We start from the raw sequence: 17896 nt of genomic DNA, 5'->3' as shown, positions 1-17896 counted from the left end.
ATGTTGACAACGACATTCAACCTCACCCTGCGCCGCGCCGTGCTGGCCGCCGTGCTGGCCGCCAGCTCCAGCCTGGCGCTGGCGGACCCGCTCGGCTACCACGTGGAAATCGACACCAGCACCTTTTCCGGCGCCGGCTTCCTCGACTTCGCCTTTATCGCCGGCAATAGCCCGGCACCGGGCGCCAGCGCCACCCTGAGCAACTTCTCGGGCGCCTTTGGCGCACTCGAATCGCTGGAAGGCAACGTCAGCGGCAGCTTGCCCGGTACCTTGACCTTTGGCAACAGCGGCGCCTACAACGACTGGTTCCACAACGTGACGCTGGGCGGCAAGTTTGCCTTCAACATTGTCTTTGGCGGCGACTTCCTGACCACGGCCGGCAACGCGGGCACGACCTTTGGTGTTGGCTTGCTCGACGCCAGCGGCATGAGCTACCTGGGCAACGTCAACGGCAATCTGCTGCAGTTCGAGCTGACGCCGGTGTATGGCGGCGCGCCGGCCAGCATCGCCGGCAGCACCTATGCAAGCATCGCCTCGATCTCGGCCGTGCCGGAAGCGTCGGAATGGATGATGCTGACGGGCGGCCTGGCATTGATCGGCCTGGCACTGCGCCGGCGCCAGCCTGTCATGCCTGTTTAATTCGCCGGTTTCCAGCCAGGACACAGCGTGCTGCGGTGCGCTGTGTTTTTTGGCTCTGTCATCGGCAAGTGGAGGGAAGGCCGGAATCTTTCCGTGGCCGCGTGGTCTGACTCTGCATATTCACCATGCACGGAGCAGATCATGTTGTCAGCCGAATGGACGATCTTTATCGCGCAGTTTTCCTGCCTGAGCGCACGCCAGCGCCAGGCCGGCATTACCCTGCTGCGCGGCAACGCGCCGCAGCAGGCAGCCATCGCCCTGATCGAGGACGTGGCGCGCCAGCGCCTGGCCTGCCCAGCCTGCCATTCGGCGCATGTGCACCGGCATGGCCATGCGCACGGCCTGCAGCGCTACCGCTGCGTGCCCTGCGGCCGTACCTTCAATGCCTTAACGGGCACGCCGCTGGCGCGCCTGCGCCACAAGGCGCAATGGCTCGAATATGCCGACTGCCTGCTCGACTCCGTTTCGGTGCGCCGCGCGGCCAGCCGACTGGGCCTGCACCGCAACACCACGTTTCGCTGGCGCCACCGGTTTTTAAGCCTGGCAAAAACGGACCGGCCGCACTGCCTGCATGGCATTGCCGAGGCCGACGAACTGTATGTGCTGGAATCGCAAAAGGGCGCGCGCACGATGACGCGTCCGGCACGCCGCCGCGGAGGCCACGCGACCTTGCGCGGCATGTCGCATGAGCAAGTCTGCATCCTGGTAGCGCGCGACCGTACGGGACAAACCCTCGATTTCGTCACCGGCATGGGGGCATTGACGAAGGCGCAGCTGCATCGCTGTTTGCCGCCCGTCATGGACCAGGATGTGCTGCTGGTTACGGATGGCCATGCGGCCTATGCCGCTTTTGCCCGGGAAGCGGGCATCAGCCATCAGGCCGTCAATCTGCGTGCCGGCATGCGTGTGCGGGGCGCGGCCCACGTGCAGAACGTCAACGCCTATCACAGCCGTCTCAGGCAATGGCTGCGTCCGTTTCACGGCGTGGCGACGCGCTACCTGCACCATTACCTCGGCTGGCGCTGGATACTCGATGCCAGGCGCATCCGCTCCCCGGAATCATTGCTGAAAGCCACGCTCGGTGATTTCCCACACTTGACGAGGACATAGCTTTTTTTTTCGCCTATTTATTTGCAATAGCTATAAATCAGGAAACTAAATTGTATTAGTCAGCGTTTTACGCTTGATGCATAGTCAAAAACTTGTCGAGCCGTCTAGTTTCTCGGGGCTGGCCGCCAACTTTTTCGGGAGGATGCGTCGATGCGCCATCATATTCTGCTGCTGGACCCTGCGCCCGCCATGCAAGCCTTGCTGGTGCATAACCTGGAAGGCGCCGGCCATCGGGTCAGCTGCGCTCTGGACGCGCGCGGCGCGCTGGCGCTGATGGCGGCGCACGCGCCCGACTTGCTGCTGCTGGAATGGGAATTGCCGGACCTTTCCGGCATCGCGCTGCTGCGCCAGCTGCGCCAGGATGGCGCGCTGTGCGACTTGCCCATCATCATGGCCAGCGTGCGCGACAGCGAACAGGACAAGGTGCTGGCGCTGGAGAGCGGCGCCGACGATTACCTGTGCAAGCCCTTCGGTCCGCGCGAGATGCTGGCCAGGGTCCACGCGCTGCTGCGCCGTCGCGCGCGCACGCTGCCGCGCGACGGCAGCAATCAGGCGGCATTGCGCCTCGATCCGCACACCTTGCGCGTAACGGCCGGCAGCGTGCCCATCAATCTTGGGCGCGTTGAATTCAAGCTGCTGCATTTCCTGATGGACCATCCGGGCCGCGTGCATAGCCGGGCCCAGCTGCTCGACCAGGTGTGGGGCCACGCCGCCTACCTTGATGAACGCACGGTCGACGCCCATGTGGGGCGCTTGCGCCACGCCTTGCAGCCGGGCGGCTGCGGCCACCATATCGAAACCGTGCGCGGCAGCGGCTACCGCTACCAGGCGGCCGGCGCCGGTGTCTGCGCATGATGCCGCTGACGGCCAGGGAACAGGAATATGTGCTGCACGCCATTGTTGGCGCGCATGGCATCGCGGCGCGCAGCGATTTCTTTTTGTGGAGCCAGGGCCCGCTGCAGGCGCTGCTGCCGCACGCCGTCCTCGTCTGCGCGCAGCTGGGTGCCGATGGCGCCGTGCTGCGCAGCGAGGCCTGGCATAGCGCGGTGCTGGATGCGGCGCAGGTGCGCAGTTACCAGGAGCAGGCGGCGCACCTGGCGCCGGCCTGGCGCGCGGCGGGCCGGCAGGCGCGGGTCATCGACGGGGTTTTAGTACATGCCAACATGGCGGCGGGCGGCGGCAGCCTGTTCGCGCTGTTCTCCGCGCCGGCACCGCAGGCGGACGCGGCGCGCCAGGCGTATCTGCTGGAATTGCTGCTGCCCTACCTGCACCTGCACTGGCTGGCCCTGCCGGACTATCTGCATGGGGTTACGGCCGGCGCGGCGCGCGCGGCCAGCGCCCGCGAGCTGGAAGTATTGCGCTGGGTGAGCATCGGCAAAAGCAATGAGGAAGTGGGGCAGATCCTCGGCATCAGCGGCTGGACCGTGAAGAGCCATTTGCAGCGCATCTATAAATTGCTGGGAGTTAGCAACCGCACGCAAGCCGTCACGCGCGGCATGGCGCTGCGGCTGATCGGACATCAGCGCTGATTGTCGGGCGGCAGCTGCCGCTGTCCGCCAGCGCCATTGCCGTCATTCACCTGTTCCATCGTGCTGGGCGACACTTGCGTCACCTCCGGGTGCGCCTTCAGGCGCGCCACTTCCGCCGGCGTCAGCATGGCGGCAAACCCATTGAGTGTCACCGTATAGCGATATTGCACGGGCGCCCCGGCCACCAGTGCCAGCACGGCGCCTTGCCGTTCTTCCAGGTAGGCCGTGTAGCGGCGCGCCGCTTCGCTGCGCGTATCGAGGCGCTGGCCCTGGGCGGCGGTCGGCGCCAGGCCAGGCACGCCGCCCGTGTACGTGGCCAGCGGCGCGGCGGCCAGCTGCACGATATAGGCGCGCCGCGTCTGCGCGTCAGGCGCCTGCTCAGCAGTCTGCACGGCGCCAGCCAGGCTGCTGACGCCGGCGATCGAAGCGAGTATCCAGTGTGTCGAGGGCATGGCAAGCTTTCCAGGCGATTCATGACGCCTGCCGTGCCGATTGTACGCCGGAAGCGGCCGCGCATGAAAAACGCGCCCCGCAGGGCGCGTTGTGGTGTGGCGTCAGGTCAGAACGATGCCATTACAGCTTGGCGTCCAGCCTGACCTTGCGCTGGCTGGGTGCGGCCAGTGGCAGCGGGCTGTTGGTTTCCACCGACAGCACGGTGGTGGACGCGGCCGCGTTGTTGCCATCAAGGAAGACCACGCCACCGAGGTAGCGCTTGCCCGTTTCCAGGCCCGCCCAGCTGACGCCGGCCGTGGCGCTGCCGCCCACATACACCTTGGTTGGCAGCGTGGCTTTCAGGTTGCCGCCCTTGTCGGCTGTCGTGACGACGGCCGACGACAGGCCGAAGCCGGTCGAGACGCCATTTGCCAGCTCATAGCCGATCACGCACACCTTGTAATTGCCTGCAGCGGGCGTGGTCACCGTGATGGCCTCGTTCGAGCCGGCCGTGGCCGACAGGGCGACGGCCGTGCCTGCGCCATTGAGCAGCATCAGGTCCAGGTCATTGCCCGTGCCTTCGGTGGTGTCGCGGTCGAAGATTTCAAAGCGTGCCACCACGGCGCTGGCGGGAATGCTGACATTGACAGTGCGCACGCCGCTGCCGCCGGCCTTGCACGCGGCCGTCATCTGCGCCACGGTTTCCATGCTGCCTGGCGCCGACTGGTTGATGGTCTGCTCGCTGCGGGCCACTTCCTTCAGGCCGCCCGTTGCCGCGCCGACCTTGCCGGCAAAGCCGGTGGCCAGGGGCAGCGCGCGCAAGCCGCTGACCTTGTCCGCCTGCACCAGCGCCGGCGACTGTACCGCGCGGCCCGAGCGTGCCGTGACGGGGCTGCGTACCGCGTGCACGCCGTCGCTCCACACGAGGGCGCCGTACTGCCAGGCATTGTCCGGCGCCGTGGTGCGCGTCAACGTCACGGTGAAGGACTTGGTTTCCCCCGGCGCCAGCACCAGGCTGGATGGTGTCACCGCCATGCTGTAGCCGCTGATCGAGGCGCTGGCCGTGTAGGTGGCGCTGCTGCTGCCCACGTTGGTGACGCGGCGCGTGACCGTTTGCGTGCCCAGCACGTTGGCGATGGTGATCGACGGCACGTTCAGGTTATAGCCGGCAATGGTGCCGCCCGCGCATTCTGCCGACATGCCGACGCCGCACATGTATTTCTTGTAGTCGGCCAGGCTGGCGTCGTACACGAGGCCCGGATCGGCGGCCTTGTTCGGCGTCACGTGGCCGGCGCCCTGGCCCCATGGCAGGATGCCGCGCGCGTCGCCGGTCTGGATGTCGGGCAGGGTGGTGCTGCCGGTGGTCATCAGGGCCGACTTGATGGCGGCCGGGCTCCACGTCGGATGCTGCTGGCGCAGCAGGGCGGCCAGGCCGGCCACATGCGGGCTGGCCATCGAGGTGCCTTGCAGGAAGATGTAGGCTTGCGCCGGCACCAGGCTGCCATCCTGCACGGCATCGCGCTGGGCGCGCGACAGGGCAGGCGTGCCGCCGGCCAGGATGTCCACGCCAGGCGCGGTGACATCGGGCTTGAGCAGGTTGGCGTCATACAGGTTCGGGCCGCGCGACGAGAAATCGGCCACCACGGGCGCGGCAGGGCCGTTGCCGTTGGTGACGAAGCGCGAGATGGCCGCCGTGGCCGCGCCCGTTTGCGCCTGGGCGTTGATCAGCGCGCCATCGGCAGCGCTCACGTGTACGGCCGGCAGCACGTGCGGATCGGACACCAGGCCGATGCCCGTGTAGACCAGCACCATGCCGGCGCCGCCCGCTTCCAGCACGGCGACGCCCTTGTCGGTGCGCGCCGTGGTGCCGCGCAGGCAGCTGACGACCTTGCCTGCAACCTTGGCCGGATCCAGCAGCGCCACGCCGCCGTTGTCGCCGGCGCGGTAGCACAGGGCCAGTTTTTGCGCGTCGGCGCCGGGCAGGCCCGCATCCTGGGCGCGGATCAGGGTGGTCGCCGGCAGCGGGTCGTAGTTGAGCGATGCGCCCGTGTAGCTGGCGCCGTTGCTCAAGGTCACGTTGGCCTGGTTGGCGCGGTTATGCGTCGAGGCGGCCACGGTGGTGATCCAGGGGCTGACGTGGGCCACGGTGTTGGCCGGTCCCGAGTTGCCGGCGGAGGCCGCAACGAACACGCCCGCATTCGAGGCATGCAAAAAGGCTTGTTCGACGGGATCGTTGACGGTACCGCCGCCGCTGATCGAATAGTTGATCACGTGCACGCCATCCTGCACGGCTTTTTCGATCGCCGCCACGCTGTCGCCGCCATAGCAGCCGTTCTTCGCGCCCGTCGGCTGGGTGGCCAGGTTGTACGACCAGCAGACCTTGTAGACGGACAGGCGGGCACGTGGCGCCACGCCGGCAATCGCGCCCAGGCGCGCGCCGTTCGCCGTCACGGGCACGCCCGCATTGCCGCCCGCAGTGGACGAGGTGTGCGTGCCGTGGCCGCCTTCGCCGCTCGGGTCGCCCACGGAATCGCGCGGCGAGGTGAATTCGCTCCAGTGCTGGATCTTGTCCGTCTCGGTCAGGCGCACGGCATTGAAGTATTGTGCGCCCAGCAGCTTGTTGTTGCAGTGGTCGGAGGTAAAGCCTTCGCCCGTCTGGCAGATGCCTTTCCAGGCGGCCGGCGGCGCGCCATAGGCCAGGCTGGCGTTCGGATCGAAGGTGGGGGTGCCGTTGGCGTCGACCCTGTCCGCATACGACAGGTTTTCCGGCCACACGCCGCCATCGACGATGCCGATGATGATGTCTTCGCCCGCGTGCTGCTTGCCGCCCAGCTGGCTCCACAGCCCGCCCGGCTGGTCCAGGCCCAGGAAGGTTGGCGTGTAGTTCGTTTGCAGGGTGCGCGGCTCGTCGGGAGCGATGCTGGCCACGTCGCCGCTGGCCTGCAGCTGGCGCACTTCGGCGTCGGTCAGCAGGGCGGAAAAGCCATTGAGGACGATCTTGTACTGGTATTGCACCGGGGCGGCGGCGACCAGGGCTTGGACCCGGGCTTGCTTTTGTTCGAGGTAGTCGCCGTACAGCTGCACTTCCGCGCTGGCCAGGTCGAGGCGGCCGCCGGCGGCCGGCTGGGTGGCGCCCAGGCCTTCCACCGAGCCGGCGTAGGAAGCGATTGGTTTATCGGTCAGCTGCACGATGTAGGGGCGGCGCAGGTCATCGGCGTGGGCCTGGATGCTCAGGCTGGCAAACAGGCTCAGCACGGCTAGCGAAATGGGACGCAAAGCGGGACGGAATGTCATGGAATTTCCTGGTAAACGGGTAGAGGTACGGGTGCGGGAGGCGAACGGCGGATCAGGCTTGACGGCGGCGGCGCGCCACGAAGCCGATGCCTGCCAGGCCCAGCAGCATCATCGCGTAGGTCGATGGCTCCGGTACCGAGGCAACGATATTGTCGAGCGCAAACTGGCCCTTGTTGCTGTTGAAGGCGTTGCAGCTGCCGGCCGTGTTGCAAGTGAAACCAAAGAAGGCCAGCGAGGCGAACTGCTGGCTGCCGAAACTGGCGCTGGTGTTGTAGCGCTGGAACTGGAAGTCGCCGCCCAGCGGGCCGCCTAGCTGGTATGTTTCATACAGGGAAGAGCCATCGGCATAGAAGCCTTGCACGCGCAGCAGGCCGGCCACGGCCGGGTAGCTGGCGCCCTGGGCGTAGCCGATGAAGCTGGCGTCGAAACCCTGCAGACTGACGCTGCCGCCCGCGCGCAGCGGGTCGAGGTAGACGATGCCATCGTTGAGGGCCGCGTAGTAATTGCTCGTATTGTTGGTCGGGCAAGCCATGCCGCAGGCGGCAGGGTCCGTGCCGTCCAGCACCGCGCCCACCAGGTCGCCATAGGCGGCGCCGGCCGCATTGGAAGCGCCCGTCAGCACGAAGTTGCCAAGTTCAAAGGCATCGCCATGGCCGACAAACTGGTTATCGACATTATTAAAGTTGATCACGTCCGCGATAGCGGCGGGGGCGCAGGCGGCGGACAGGGCCAGGATGGCGGCACCAGTCAGCTGCTTGGCGGAGAAAGGGCCAGCTTTGGCAGCGGCCTTCGAATGCACAATACGAGTCATGAATTTTCCCTTGGTGATTATGTCGGATGCAATATGTTTTGCGTCTTGGATGCTCTTTTCTGCGCAGCTGGGCAAGACCAATGCGTAGAAAATTGATTTTTACTATAGCAAAAGAGGCAATTACATTGTTTGAAATTATTTCAAATTTAATTTGAAAGTTACAAATAATGAATGAATAAAATTCATCAATCACTATGGGGTAGTAACCAATAGTAGTTAGTTTCCGCACTGAAAATAGTTGAAAAATACATCAGGTTGTTCAGAACGGCGCCGTGTGGCGGTTTCGCCCGTCGCTGATGGTTTCCCCGGGAATTTGTTGTTCACAGTACAAAGAAAAGATTGTATTAACCATAATCGGCATGGTAGGCTGACATGCATCGGGCAAGCGCGTGCCGTCAGTGCGTGGCCATCAGCGGCGTACAGCGGCGCAATGAATTAAAGGTAGGCAATAAGGAGTTACCGGATGCATGCAGCACACAGGCAGGACTTGGCGGCAACGCGCAAGGCGCGTGGCTTTACATTGCTTGAATTGCTGGTGGTCATCGTGATCATCGGCTTGCTGGCCGCCTACGTGGGGCCGAAGTATTTCGCCCAGTTGGGCAAGTCGGAAGTGACGGTGGCCAAGGCGCAGATCGAGGCGTTTGAAAAATCGCTCGACACCTACCGTCTCGACGTGGGCCGCTACCCGACCACGGAAGAGGGCCTGGCCGCGCTGCTGGTCGCGCCGCCCACCGCCGGCACGCGCTGGAACGGTCCCTACCTGAAAAAGGCCGTGCCGCTCGACCCATGGGGCCATGCCTACCAATACCGCGCCCCCGGCAGCAAGGGCGAGTACGACATCGTCTCGATGGGCAAGGATGGCCAGCCGGGCGGCAGCGGCGAGAACGCCGACATCAGCTCGCAATAGCGCCAGCGCCTATTTTCTCCAGACGGATACGCCATCATGCAGTTTGAAGTACGCGCGCTCTCCACGGACCAGGCCGTTGCTACCCTGACGACGTGCGTGATCGATGGCCGCGACGAAGCCGACGCGCGCCGCCAGGCCGAGGCGCGCGGCCTGTTCGTCAGCGCCATCCGGCCGCTGCGGGCCACGCCCTTCAGTGCCGCCGGACGCCAGCGCGCGCGCGCCTTGCCCCTGCTGCTGTTCAGTCAGGAACTGCTGGCCTTGCTGCACGCGGGCCTGGGCATTGTCGAGGCGCTCGAAGCGCTGCTGGAAAAGGAAGCGTCGCCCGCCACGCGCAGCGTGCTCACGCGCCTGCTGGAAGGCTTGCGCGAAGGCAAACGCTTTTCCAGCGTGCTCGGCGAACAGGCCGAACTGTTTCCCCCTTTGTATATCGGCATCGTCAAGGCGGCCGAGGGCACCAGCGACCTGCCGCGCGCCCTGTCGCGCTATATCGACTACCAGCAGCGCATCGACACGGTGCGCGCCAAGATCGTCAGCGCCGCCATCTATCCCGCCATCCTGCTGGCCGTGGGCGGCGGCGTCAGCGCCTTCCTGATCAGCTACGTGGTGCCGCGCTTCGCCGAGGTCTACCAGGGTGCCGGGCGCAACCTGCCATGGATGTCGCAAGTCATGCTCACTTGGGGCCAGTTCGTCACCGAACACGGCCTGCTGCTGTTGCTGGGTCTGCTTATCGCCGGCAGTATCGTGGTGACGGCCGTGCGCCGCGTGCTGCGCAATGGCGGCGTGGCGCGCCTGCTGGCGGCACTGCCCGGCATCGGCGAGCGCGTGCGCATCTATGAACTGTCGCGCCTGTACCTGACCCTGGGCATGCTGTCCGAAGGAGGCATCACCATCGTGCAGGCCATTTCCACCGTGCAGGCGATGGTCTCGCCGCGCATGCAGGCGTCCTTGCAGCAGGCGCGCGCGGCCATCGAGGCGGGCCAGCCCCTGTCGTCCGCGTTTGAACAGCATCAATTGACGACGCCGATTTCCCTGCGCATGCTGCGCGTGGGCGAGCGCACGGGCGACATGGGACCCATGCTGACGCAGTCGGCGGCCTTTTATGACGGCGAAATCAGCCGCTGGATCGACCGTTTCACGCGCACCTTCGAACCCTTGCTGATGGCCGCCATCGGCCTGATCGTGGGCGCCATCGTGATCCTGCTGTACATGCCCATCTTTGATCTTGCCGGCGATATTTCATGAACCAGACTGCCTCCGTTCCCATCGCCATCGACCCCGCGCTGATGCAGCGCGCGCGCGCCCTGTGCCTGCAATCGAAGCGCAGCCTGGTCGAGGAATTGCAGCAACTGAGCGGCATCGAGGCGCGCGCCGTGGTGCAGGAGCTGGCGCGCCCGTTCGGCCTTGCCGTGCTGGAAACGGCCGACATGCTGGCGTTTTCTCCCGCCTTCGACCTGCTGCCCTTGTCGCTGGCGCTGGCGCGCCACAGCGTACTGCTGCGCGCCGCCGATGGCCAGCTGGTGGGCGTGATCGCCGACCCGTTCGACCTCGACCTGCAAACCTGGCTGGGCGCGCGCGCGGGGCGCAGCGGCCTGGGCATCCGCCTGGCGCTGCAGGCCGACATCGGCGCCTACCTGTCGAAGCAGGAGGAGTCGGCGCGCGCCGTCGACAACCTGCTGCCCGGCGCGGCGAACGATGCGCGGCGCGACGGCAAGACGGCCGCCGTGCTGTCGTTTGCCAGCGTCTCGGAAGCGGCCAGCCCGGCGGTCAAGCTGGTCAACTCGACCCTGTACGACGCCCTGAAGGCGGGCGCCTCGGACATCCACCTGGAAAGCACGGCCGGCGGCCTGGCCGTCAAGTACCGGGTCGACGGGGTGCTCGATCACGCCACGTCCGTCAACGGCATCGAAGTGGCCGAGCACATCATCTCGCGCCTGAAAGTGCTGGCCGAACTCGATATCGCCGAGCGCCGCGTGCCGCAGGACGGCAGCTTCCGCGTCGAGGCGGGCGGGCGCGAAATCGATTTGCGCGTCTCCATCATGCCCAGCATCCATGGCGAGGACGCCGTCATCCGTATCCTCGACAAGCGCGCCATGATCGAGGCCTACGGCGCCCTGACGCTTGAGGCACTGGGCTTTGATTCGCCTTCGCTGGTCGCCTTGCGCGCGCTGGCGCAGGAGGCCTACGGCATGCTGCTCGTCACCGGCCCCACCGGCTCGGGCAAGACCACGACCCTGTACGCGGCGCTGACGGAAATCCATAACGGGCGCGAAAAGATCATCACCATCGAAGACCCGGTCGAATACCAGCTGCCCGGCATCTTGCAGATACCGGTGAATGAAAAGAAGGGGCTGACGTTTGCCAAGGGCTTGCGTTCCATCCTGCGCCACGACCCGGACAAAATCATGGTGGGCGAGATCCGCGACCGCGAGACGGCGGAAATCGCCGTGCAGTCGGCGCTTACGGGCCATCTGGTGCTGACCACCGTGCACGCGAACAATGTGTTCGACGTCTTCGGCCGTTTTACGCACATGGGCATCGACCCGTATGCGTTCGTTTCGGCCCTGAACGGCATCTGGGCGCAGCGCCTGATCCGCACCAACTGCCCCCATTGCGCCACCGACTACACGCCCGACGATGCGGAGCTGGCCAGCGTGGGCCTGGCGCGCGCCGACGTGGCGGGCTTCCAGTTCAAGCAGGGCAAGGGTTGCGGCGACTGCCGCGGCACGGGCTACAAGGGACGGCGTTCGATCGCCGAGATCCTCGTGCTGACGGATGAAATCCGCGAACTCATCGTCGACAAGAAACCGATCCGCCAGATCAAGGCGGCCGCGTATGCGAACGGCACGCGCAGCCTGCGCGTGGCGGCGCTGGAACTGGTCAGGCGGGGCGCCACCACCATCACGGAAATCAAGAGGGTCACCCTGCATGCGTAGAGGTATCGGAAAGTTCAGCCTGGGACAGGGCTTGCGGCTGGGCGTGGCGCCGGATGGCTTGAGCCTGTGGCGCGCCAGCCGCTGGCGCGCGCCTGCCTGGACCTTGCTGGGCGAGGCGGCGTATGCGCCAGACCTCGGTCAGCACGGCGATTTTGCCGCGCTGGGGCAGGCGCTGGAACAGCTATTGCCGGCGGGCGAACATGCGGGCTGGCCCTTGTCCGTGGTGCTTGACGATGCGCTCGTGCGCCTGTGGCAGGTGGACCTGCCGCACGGCGCCACGCGCCTGGCCGATATCGAGGCGGCCGCCGCGCTGCGTTTCCACGCCCTGTATGGCGATGCGCCGGGACTGTGGCACAGCAGCCGCGCCTGGGAAGCGCGCGCGCCGTTCTTTTGCGCCGTGCCGCGCGCGCTGCTGGCGCAGCTGACGCGCGTGGCCGCGCAGCGCAAGCTGCCGCTGCTCTTTATCACGCCGCAGTTCGTGCGCCACTGGAACCGCTGGCAAGGCGCGCTCAGGCCGGGCGCCTGGCTGGGGCAGTTGCAGGACTCTACCCTGACCCTGGGCGTGGTGCATGCCGGCAGCCTGCTTGCCGTGCGCGCGCGGCCCGTGCCGTCGGGCGCGGATCACGGCTGGCTGGCGCAGGCCGTGGCGCGCGAGGCGCTGCTGCAGGGCGTGGCAACGCCGGCGCTGCTGCAGCTGTGCGGCTTGCCGCCGCCCGCGTGGCTGGCGCCGCGCACCGCTGATGTTGTTGCTTGCCAGTTGCTGGCGCAGCCCGTGGCCGATGACGCGCCGCTGTCGCCGGCCGCCCGGCTGGCCCACAGCGGAGGCCTGGCATGACGCGCATGGACATCGATTTCGCGCCGCCCGGCTGGCGGCGCAGCCTGTATCGCGTGCCCGCCTGGGCCTGGGCTGCCGCTGCGCTGGGCGTGCTGCTGCTCGCCACGGCGGCGTGGGCGGGCGGCGCCGCGCTGCAGCGCCAGCACCTGCGCGAGGCGCAATTGCAGCGCGCGCAGCAGCGCGTCGCGCACGCCACGCAGGGCCCGGCGCCGCAGGCGCAAACCGCCATCGCACCGGCGCAGGCGGCGGCCGTGAATGCGGCCATCCTGCAGTTGAACCTGCCGTGGCGCGATGTGCAGGATGCGCTGGCCACGGCCACGCCGCCCGATATCGCGCTGCTGGCGCTGGAGCCGGATGCGCGCAAGCGCGTGCTGAAGATCACGGCCGAAACGAAGAGCAGCGACGCCATGGTGGCCTACGTCGCGCTCCTGAAGCAGCAGGAGCTGTTTGGTACGCGCGTGCAGTTGCTGCGCCATGAAATCAACGAGCTCGATCCGAACAAGCCCCTGCGTTTCCAGCTTGAAGCGCGTTGGAGCGCGCCATGATGGCCGCCGACATGAACGTGCTGCGCCTGCGCGCGCAACTGCTGCTGCGCCGCGCGGGCGCGCCTGCCTGCTGTGCCGTGGCCTTGCTGGTGCTGGGCGCGGGCGCGTGGGTCTGGGCCTGGCAGCAGCGCGCCGTGGCGGCGCAGCTGGAAGCGCGGCCCTTGCCGCTGCCGCCGCTGGCGGTGGTCGCCGCGGCGCCGCCGGCCACTTCAAGCGAAAACCTGGCGCGCTTCTATGCGGCGCTGGGACAGCAGCGCCACGCGGAGCAGCAAGTCAAGCTGCTGTTCGACCTGGCGGCAAAGAATGGCCTGGTGCTGGCGCAGGGCGAGTACAAGAGCGGCTATGACAAGGCCGGCAGGATCGCCACCTACCAGGTGAGCCTGCCGCTGAAGGGCAGTTACGCGGCCGTGTGGCAGTTCGCGCTGCAGGCGCTGCGCGCCATGCCGTTTGCCTCGCTCGATGAACTGAGTTTTCGCCGCGAACAGATCGCCGACCCCACGCTGGAAGCGCGCGTGCGCCTGACCTTGTATCTGAGTGATGCCGCGGGAGTGGCGCCATGACCCCGCGCCATTATCTGCTGCTGGCCGGCGTGCTGGGCGCGGGCGCCTTGCTGCTGTTTGGCGAGCGCCAGCCCGTGGCCGAGGTGGCGGAAGCCGTGGAGCGGGCCGTCGCGCCCGCGCGCCACAGCGCCGCCAGGCCCGAAGCGGCTCAGCCGGCCATCCTGGCGCTGCTGCCGCGCAGCGAAGTGGCGGGCGAGGATGGCGACACCTTTGGCGGCGCCGACGGCGTCTTCCAGAGCCAGAACTGGACCCCGCCGCCGCCGAAGATGGTCGCCGTGGCCGCACCCCCGCCACCGCCGCCGATGGCGCCGCCGCTGCCCTTCGTCTATCTGGGCAAGGCGGCCGCCGACGGCGCCTGGGAAGTCTTCCTGTCACGCGCCGACAAGACGTATATCGTGCGCACGAACACCGTCATCGATGGCGCCTACAAGGTCGTGGCCATCGCGCCGCCCATGATGACGATCAACTACCTGCCGTTGAACCAGGTTCAGCAGCTCAACATTGGAGTACTCGAGTGATGTCCCGTTCCCTTTCATCGGCGCCCTTGCTGGCACTGCTGGTGTTGCTGGCCGGCTGCGCCGGGCAGCAAGCCTACCGCGACGGACGCGAGCTGATCGCGCAAGACCAGGTACCGGCCGGCCTGCAAAAACTGCAGGAAGCGTTGCAGCAGGATCCCGGCAATGCGCAATACCGCAGCGCCTACCTGCAGGCGCGCGAGCGGGCCACCGGCAGCCGCTTGCAGCAGGCCGAGCGCCAAGCGCAGGCGGGGCAGGGCGAGCTGGCGCGCGCTTCTTTCCTGAGCGTGCTGGAAATCGATGCGCAGAACGAGCGCGCCAACAGCGGCCTGCGCGCGCTCGAACGCGAGCAGCGCCAGGGCAAGCTGCTGGCCGAAGCGCAGAAGGATATCGAGGCCAAGCGCTACGATCCGGCGCGCCAGCGCCTGAACGCCATCCTCACCGAGCAGCCGAGTCACGCCGGCGCGCGCGCGCTGCTGCGCGAGGTCGATGACAAGACGGCGCCGCCCGTGGTGGAATCGGGCCTGGCCAAATCATACAAGCAGCCGATCACCATCGAATTTCGCGACGCGCCGTTAAAACAGGTGTTCGAGCTGATCGCGCGCCGCTCCGGCCTCAATTTCGTCTTCGACAAGGACGTCAAGGCCGACGCGAAAACCTCGATCTTTTTGAAAAACAGCACGGTGGAATCGGCCGTCTACTTCCTGCTGGTGACGAACCAGCTGGAGCAGCAGGTGATGGATGCGAACACCATCCTGATCTACCCGAACGTGGCGGCGAAGCTGAAGGAGTACCAGGAAGTGCTGGTGAAGACCTTCTTTCTGGCGAACGCCGACGCCAAGCAGGTGGCCAATACGCTCAAGACCATTCTGAAGACGCGCGACGTGGTGGCCGATGAAAAGCTCAACCTGGTCATCGTGCGCGACACGCCCGAGGCGATCCGCCTGGCCGAGCGCCTGATCGCGCTGCAGGACGTGCCGGAAGCGGAAGTGGTGCTGGAGCTGGAAATCCTCGAAGTCAAGCGCAGCCGCCTGCTGGAACTGGGCGTGGCCTGGCCGACCAGCCTGACCCTGTCGCCTTTGAGCACTTCGGGTGGCGCCGGCCTGACCATCAATGACCTGAATAATCTGAACCAGCGCACCATCGGCGTGAGCGACCTGTCGGTGACGGCGAACGCCAAGAAAACCGATGGCGACGCGAACATCCTGGCCAATCCGCGCATCCGCGTGCGCAACCGTGAAAAGGCGAAATTCGTCATCGGCGACAAGGTGCCCGTGATTACCACCACCATTTCGCCGGGCACGGGCGGCTTCGCTTCCGAGTCCATCAGCTACCTGGACGTGGGCCTGACGGTGAACGCCGAGCCGACCATTTATCTGAACAACGAGGTGGGCATCCGCATCTCGCTCGAGGTGAGCAACCTGGGTGCGGCCACCATCACCAAGAGCGGCTCGACCCTGTACCAGATCGGCACGCGCCAGGCCTCGACCATGCTGCAATTGAAGGATGGCGAAAACCAGGTGCTGGCGGGCCTGATCAACAATGAAGAGCGCAGCGCCGGCAACAAGGTGCCGGGCCTGGGGGACATTCCCGTGCTGGGACGCCTGTTCGGCAGCAGCAAGGATGACAGCCAGAAGACGGAAATCGTGCTGTCGATCACGCCGCACCTGGTGCGCACGGTGCAGCGCCCGGAAGCGAAGGAATCGGAATTTTCGGCCGGCACGGAAGGCAGCTTCCGCCGCCGTCCCGACATGGCGGCCAAGGCGGCCACGCAGATGCCGGGCACGGTGATCGTGCGTTCCGGCCCGTCCGCCGTCGGCATGCAGCCGGCGCCGCCGCAGCCGATGATGGTGCCGGGCCAGCTGCCGCAGGCGCTGCCGGCGGCCTCGCCGCAGCCGCAGACGGTGCCTGCGCCGGAAGTGGCGCCGTCGCCCGAGCCGGCCGCGTCGCCTTTGCCGATATCGTCCGGCCAGCCCGTGCCGCTGCAGACGGCGCCATTGCCGCTGTCGTCCGGCCAGCCCGTGCCGGTGGCGCCGCCGCCCGCCAAATGAGACTGGTGCATGCACAGCGGGCGCAGGGTGGCTTCACCCTGATCGAGCTGCTGGTGACCCTGGCCATTCTCGGCGTGCTGGGCACCCTGGTGGTACCCGTCACGCAGGTGGCCATGCAGCGGCGCCAGGAGCAGGATTTGCGGCGCGCGCTGCGCGACATCCGCCAGGGACTCGACGCCTACAAGCGCGCCGGCGACGAGGGCCGCATCGTGCGCTCGCCCGACGCCAGCGGCTACCCGAAAAGCCTGGAGCTGCTGGTCGAGGGCGTGCCGGACCAGCGCAATCCCAAGCGCAGCAAGCTGTTCTTCCTGCGCCGCGTGCCGCGCGACCCGTTCAATGCGGACGCCAGCCTGAGCGATGCGCAGACCTGGGGCAAACGCAGCTACGCCAGCGAGGCGGGCGAGCCGCGCGAGGGCGATGATGTGTACGATGTGTACTCGACTTCCAACAAGACGGGCCTGAATAACGTGCCCTACCGTTTATGGTGAACCATGGCTGCCCATGACCGCGCCGCGCGGGCGCGCGGCTTTACCCTGATCGAGCTGCTGGTGGTGCTCGGCATCGTGGCCTTGCTGCTGACCCTGGCCGTGCCGCGCTATTTCCCCAGCCTGGACAAGGCCAAGGAAACCGTGCTGGCGGACAACCTGCGCAATTTGCGCACCACCATCGACCAGTTCCATGGCGATACGGGGCGCTATCCAGAGACCCTGGAGCAGCTGGTGGAAAAGAAATACCTGCGCGCCATGCCCATCGACCCCATCACGGATAGCGATGCCAGCTGGGTCATCGTGCCGCCGCCCGATGATACGCCGGGCCAGGTGTATGACGTGAAGAGCGGCGCGCCCGGCAAGGACCGCAGCGGCACGCCGTTTGCCGACTGGTAGCGCCATGCGCCGCCCGCCAGCCAACGTCCCGGCGCGCCGCCAGCGCGGCTTTACCTATCTGGGACTGATCATTCTGGTGGCCATCCTGGGCCTGGTGGGGGCGGCCGGACTGAAGATGGGCTCGCTGTTGCAGCGCCAGGCTGCCGAGCAGGAACTGCTCGACATCGGCGCGCAATTTTCCGACGCCCTCTACAGCTATGCCGTGGCCACGCCCGCGGGCCAGCCGCAGCAGCCCTCCAGCCTGGCGGACTTGCTGCGCGACCCCCGCAGCCCGCAGGTGCGGCGCCACCTGCGCAAGCTGTTTGTCGATCCCGTCACGGGACGCGCCGAGTGGGGCTTGCTGTTCCAGCCGGGCAGCCATGGCATCATCGGCGTGCACAGCCTGTCGCAGGCGGCGCCCTTGAAAGTCGGAAACTTCGAAGCCCGGTTTACGGGGTTTGAAGGCAAGGCGCATTTGTCTGACTGGCAATTCATGATGCCGACCCAGCTGGCGCCGCCTGCCGCAGCTGCGGCCGATCCCGGACCGGCAGGCGCGCCGGGCACTGATGGCACGCCCGCTGCGCCAGACGTGCCGTCACCACCGTTGTTTTCTCGCCCTATTTCCCCTACGCAAGAAACCGAGCCTGCACAGGTGCCAGATGAGGTCGAATTGCCCCCTCCCCCTGCCGAATAGCCGCTTGCAGCGGAAAAATGCCGTAAAAAACGATCAGTGCCGTGTGAACTATTTTTACGCGGAAAGTGCTCGATGTAGGCAACTATTGCGCCTGAAAAATAGTTATCTCGCTAGAAACTAAGATAAAATATTTATAAGTAATTCGATGTATTTATGCTACCATCCTGCTCAGTACTTT

At 66.5% G+C, this 17896-nt stretch carries 18 protein-coding genes; 15 read left to right on the top strand and 3 right to left on the bottom strand.

What is annotated here, in order from left to right:
- From ACQ4WR_RS06840 to ACQ4WR_RS06825, 4 genes are all read left to right on the top strand, one after another.
- Entirely contained in the window at window positions 1-639 is a 639-nt protein-coding gene (locus ACQ4WR_RS06840) for an NF038129 family PEP-CTERM protein (protein ID WP_436486194.1), read from the top strand.
- 141 nt (window positions 640-780) lie between these two features.
- Window positions 781-1749: an IS1595 family transposase gene (locus ACQ4WR_RS06835; protein WP_436486193.1), complete on the top strand. Its 969-nt coding sequence runs from the start codon at window positions 781-783 to the stop codon at window positions 1747-1749.
- Window positions 1750-1899: 150 nt separating this feature from the next.
- Window positions 1900-2604, top strand: a complete 705-nt coding sequence (locus tag ACQ4WR_RS06830) for a winged helix-turn-helix domain-containing protein (protein ID WP_436486191.1) — start codon at window positions 1900-1902, stop codon at window positions 2602-2604.
- Window positions 2601-3278: a LuxR C-terminal-related transcriptional regulator gene (locus ACQ4WR_RS06825; protein ID WP_436486189.1), complete on the top strand. Its 678-nt coding sequence runs from the start codon at window positions 2601-2603 to the stop codon at window positions 3276-3278. The genes ACQ4WR_RS06830 and ACQ4WR_RS06825 overlap by 4 nt, the downstream gene beginning before the upstream one ends.
- Here the strand turns inward: ACQ4WR_RS06825 and ACQ4WR_RS06820 are convergent.
- The 3 genes from ACQ4WR_RS06820 to ACQ4WR_RS06810 all read right to left on the bottom strand — a co-directional run bounded on the left by ACQ4WR_RS06820 (window position 3269) and on the right by ACQ4WR_RS06810 (window position 7815).
- Window positions 3269-3730 carry a protease inhibitor I9 family protein gene (locus ACQ4WR_RS06820; RefSeq protein WP_436486187.1) on the bottom strand — a complete coding sequence of 154 codons (462 nt, stop codon included), beginning with the start codon at window positions 3728-3730 and terminating at the stop codon, window positions 3269-3271. The two genes, ACQ4WR_RS06825 and ACQ4WR_RS06820, sit on opposite strands and share 10 nt — an antisense overlap.
- 121 nt (window positions 3731-3851) lie before the next feature.
- Complete coding sequence (locus ACQ4WR_RS06815; RefSeq protein WP_436486186.1) at window positions 3852-7004, bottom strand: S8 family serine peptidase; 3153 nt, start codon at window positions 7002-7004, stop codon at window positions 3852-3854.
- A 52-nt stretch (window positions 7005-7056) separates the two neighbouring features.
- The gene (locus tag ACQ4WR_RS06810) at window positions 7057-7815 is read right to left on the bottom strand and encodes an NF038120 family PEP-CTERM protein (protein ID WP_102296517.1); all 759 of its coding nucleotides are present in this window, start codon (window positions 7813-7815) and stop codon (window positions 7057-7059) included.
- A 463-nt stretch (window positions 7816-8278) separates the two neighbouring features.
- Here ACQ4WR_RS06810 and gspG point away from each other — a divergent pair, with 463 nt between their 5' ends.
- Genes gspG through ACQ4WR_RS06755 form a run of 11 tightly spaced genes read left to right on the top strand, consistent with a single transcriptional unit; the run spans window position 8279 to window position 17718 of the window.
- Window positions 8279-8722: a type II secretion system major pseudopilin GspG gene (gene gspG, locus ACQ4WR_RS06805; protein ID WP_102296519.1), complete on the top strand. Its 444-nt coding sequence runs from the start codon at window positions 8279-8281 to the stop codon at window positions 8720-8722.
- A gap of 36 nt (window positions 8723-8758) precedes the next feature.
- Window positions 8759-9964: a type II secretion system F family protein gene (locus tag ACQ4WR_RS06800; RefSeq protein ID WP_102296520.1), complete on the top strand. Its 1206-nt coding sequence runs from the start codon at window positions 8759-8761 to the stop codon at window positions 9962-9964.
- Window positions 9961-11655, top strand: a complete 1695-nt coding sequence (locus ACQ4WR_RS06795; protein WP_436486183.1) for a GspE/PulE family protein — start codon at window positions 9961-9963, stop codon at window positions 11653-11655. The genes ACQ4WR_RS06800 and ACQ4WR_RS06795 overlap by 4 nt, the downstream gene beginning before the upstream one ends.
- Entirely contained in the window at window positions 11648-12490 is an 843-nt protein-coding gene (locus ACQ4WR_RS06790) for a hypothetical protein (RefSeq protein WP_436486181.1), read from the top strand. Before ACQ4WR_RS06795 ends, ACQ4WR_RS06790 begins: the two co-directional genes overlap by 8 nt.
- Window positions 12487-13035, top strand: a complete 549-nt coding sequence (locus tag ACQ4WR_RS06785; protein ID WP_436486179.1) for a hypothetical protein — start codon at window positions 12487-12489, stop codon at window positions 13033-13035. Before ACQ4WR_RS06790 ends, ACQ4WR_RS06785 begins: the two co-directional genes overlap by 4 nt.
- On the top strand, window positions 13032-13595 hold the full coding sequence (locus tag ACQ4WR_RS06780; RefSeq protein WP_436486178.1) for a hypothetical protein: 564 nt from the start codon (window positions 13032-13034) through the stop codon (window positions 13593-13595). The genes ACQ4WR_RS06785 and ACQ4WR_RS06780 overlap by 4 nt, the downstream gene beginning before the upstream one ends.
- Entirely contained in the window at window positions 13592-14113 is a 522-nt protein-coding gene (locus ACQ4WR_RS06775) for a hypothetical protein (RefSeq protein WP_436486177.1), read from the top strand. Before ACQ4WR_RS06780 ends, ACQ4WR_RS06775 begins: the two co-directional genes overlap by 4 nt.
- Complete coding sequence (locus ACQ4WR_RS06770; RefSeq protein ID WP_436486175.1) at window positions 14113-16161, top strand: secretin GspD/PilQ domain-containing protein; 2049 nt, start codon at window positions 14113-14115, stop codon at window positions 16159-16161. The genes ACQ4WR_RS06775 and ACQ4WR_RS06770 overlap by 1 nt, the downstream gene beginning before the upstream one ends.
- Window positions 16158-16649, top strand: a complete 492-nt coding sequence (locus ACQ4WR_RS06765; RefSeq protein WP_436486174.1) for a type II secretion system protein — start codon at window positions 16158-16160, stop codon at window positions 16647-16649. Before ACQ4WR_RS06770 ends, ACQ4WR_RS06765 begins: the two co-directional genes overlap by 4 nt.
- A gap of 3 nt (window positions 16650-16652) precedes the next feature.
- Window positions 16653-17045, top strand: coding sequence for a type II secretion system protein (locus ACQ4WR_RS06760; RefSeq protein WP_102296743.1), 393 nt, complete (start codon window positions 16653-16655; stop codon window positions 17043-17045).
- A 4-nt stretch (window positions 17046-17049) separates the two neighbouring features.
- Window positions 17050-17718: a type II secretion system protein gene (locus ACQ4WR_RS06755; protein WP_436486172.1), complete on the top strand. Its 669-nt coding sequence runs from the start codon at window positions 17050-17052 to the stop codon at window positions 17716-17718.
- The last annotated feature ends 178 nt before the right edge of the window (window positions 17719-17896 follow it).

Source organism: Janthinobacterium amylolyticum, from assembly GCF_051380655.1.
GTDB lineage: Bacteria > Pseudomonadota > Gammaproteobacteria > Burkholderiales > Burkholderiaceae_D > Janthinobacterium.
Note: the sequence above shows the minus strand (reverse complement) of the source record. Positions and strands in the feature narration are given on the sequence as shown.

Coding starts and splice junctions, on each gene's coding strand:
- ACQ4WR_RS06840 (WP_436486194.1), top strand. CDS start 1: ATGTTGACAACGACATTCAACCTCACCCTGCGCCGCGCCGTGCTGGCC.
- ACQ4WR_RS06835 (WP_436486193.1), top strand. CDS start 781: ATGTTGTCAGCCGAATGGACGATCTTTATCGCGCAGTTTTCCTGCCTG.
- ACQ4WR_RS06830 (WP_436486191.1), top strand. CDS start 1,900: ATGCGCCATCATATTCTGCTGCTGGACCCTGCGCCCGCCATGCAAGCC.
- ACQ4WR_RS06825 (WP_436486189.1), top strand. CDS start 2,601: ATGATGCCGCTGACGGCCAGGGAACAGGAATATGTGCTGCACGCCATT.
- ACQ4WR_RS06820 (WP_436486187.1), bottom strand. CDS start 3,730: ATGCCCTCGACACACTGGATACTCGCTTCGATCGCCGGCGTCAGCAGC.
- ACQ4WR_RS06815 (WP_436486186.1), bottom strand. CDS start 7,004: ATGACATTCCGTCCCGCTTTGCGTCCCATTTCGCTAGCCGTGCTGAGC.
- ACQ4WR_RS06810 (WP_102296517.1), bottom strand. CDS start 7,815: ATGACTCGTATTGTGCATTCGAAGGCCGCTGCCAAAGCTGGCCCTTTC.
- gspG (WP_102296519.1), top strand. CDS start 8,279: ATGCATGCAGCACACAGGCAGGACTTGGCGGCAACGCGCAAGGCGCGT.
- ACQ4WR_RS06800 (WP_102296520.1), top strand. CDS start 8,759: ATGCAGTTTGAAGTACGCGCGCTCTCCACGGACCAGGCCGTTGCTACC.
- ACQ4WR_RS06795 (WP_436486183.1), top strand. CDS start 9,961: ATGAACCAGACTGCCTCCGTTCCCATCGCCATCGACCCCGCGCTGATG.
- ACQ4WR_RS06790 (WP_436486181.1), top strand. CDS start 11,648: ATGCGTAGAGGTATCGGAAAGTTCAGCCTGGGACAGGGCTTGCGGCTG.
- ACQ4WR_RS06785 (WP_436486179.1), top strand. CDS start 12,487: ATGACGCGCATGGACATCGATTTCGCGCCGCCCGGCTGGCGGCGCAGC.
- ACQ4WR_RS06780 (WP_436486178.1), top strand. CDS start 13,032: ATGATGGCCGCCGACATGAACGTGCTGCGCCTGCGCGCGCAACTGCTG.
- ACQ4WR_RS06775 (WP_436486177.1), top strand. CDS start 13,592: ATGACCCCGCGCCATTATCTGCTGCTGGCCGGCGTGCTGGGCGCGGGC.
- ACQ4WR_RS06770 (WP_436486175.1), top strand. CDS start 14,113: ATGTCCCGTTCCCTTTCATCGGCGCCCTTGCTGGCACTGCTGGTGTTG.
- ACQ4WR_RS06765 (WP_436486174.1), top strand. CDS start 16,158: ATGAGACTGGTGCATGCACAGCGGGCGCAGGGTGGCTTCACCCTGATC.
- ACQ4WR_RS06760 (WP_102296743.1), top strand. CDS start 16,653: ATGGCTGCCCATGACCGCGCCGCGCGGGCGCGCGGCTTTACCCTGATC.
- ACQ4WR_RS06755 (WP_436486172.1), top strand. CDS start 17,050: ATGCGCCGCCCGCCAGCCAACGTCCCGGCGCGCCGCCAGCGCGGCTTT.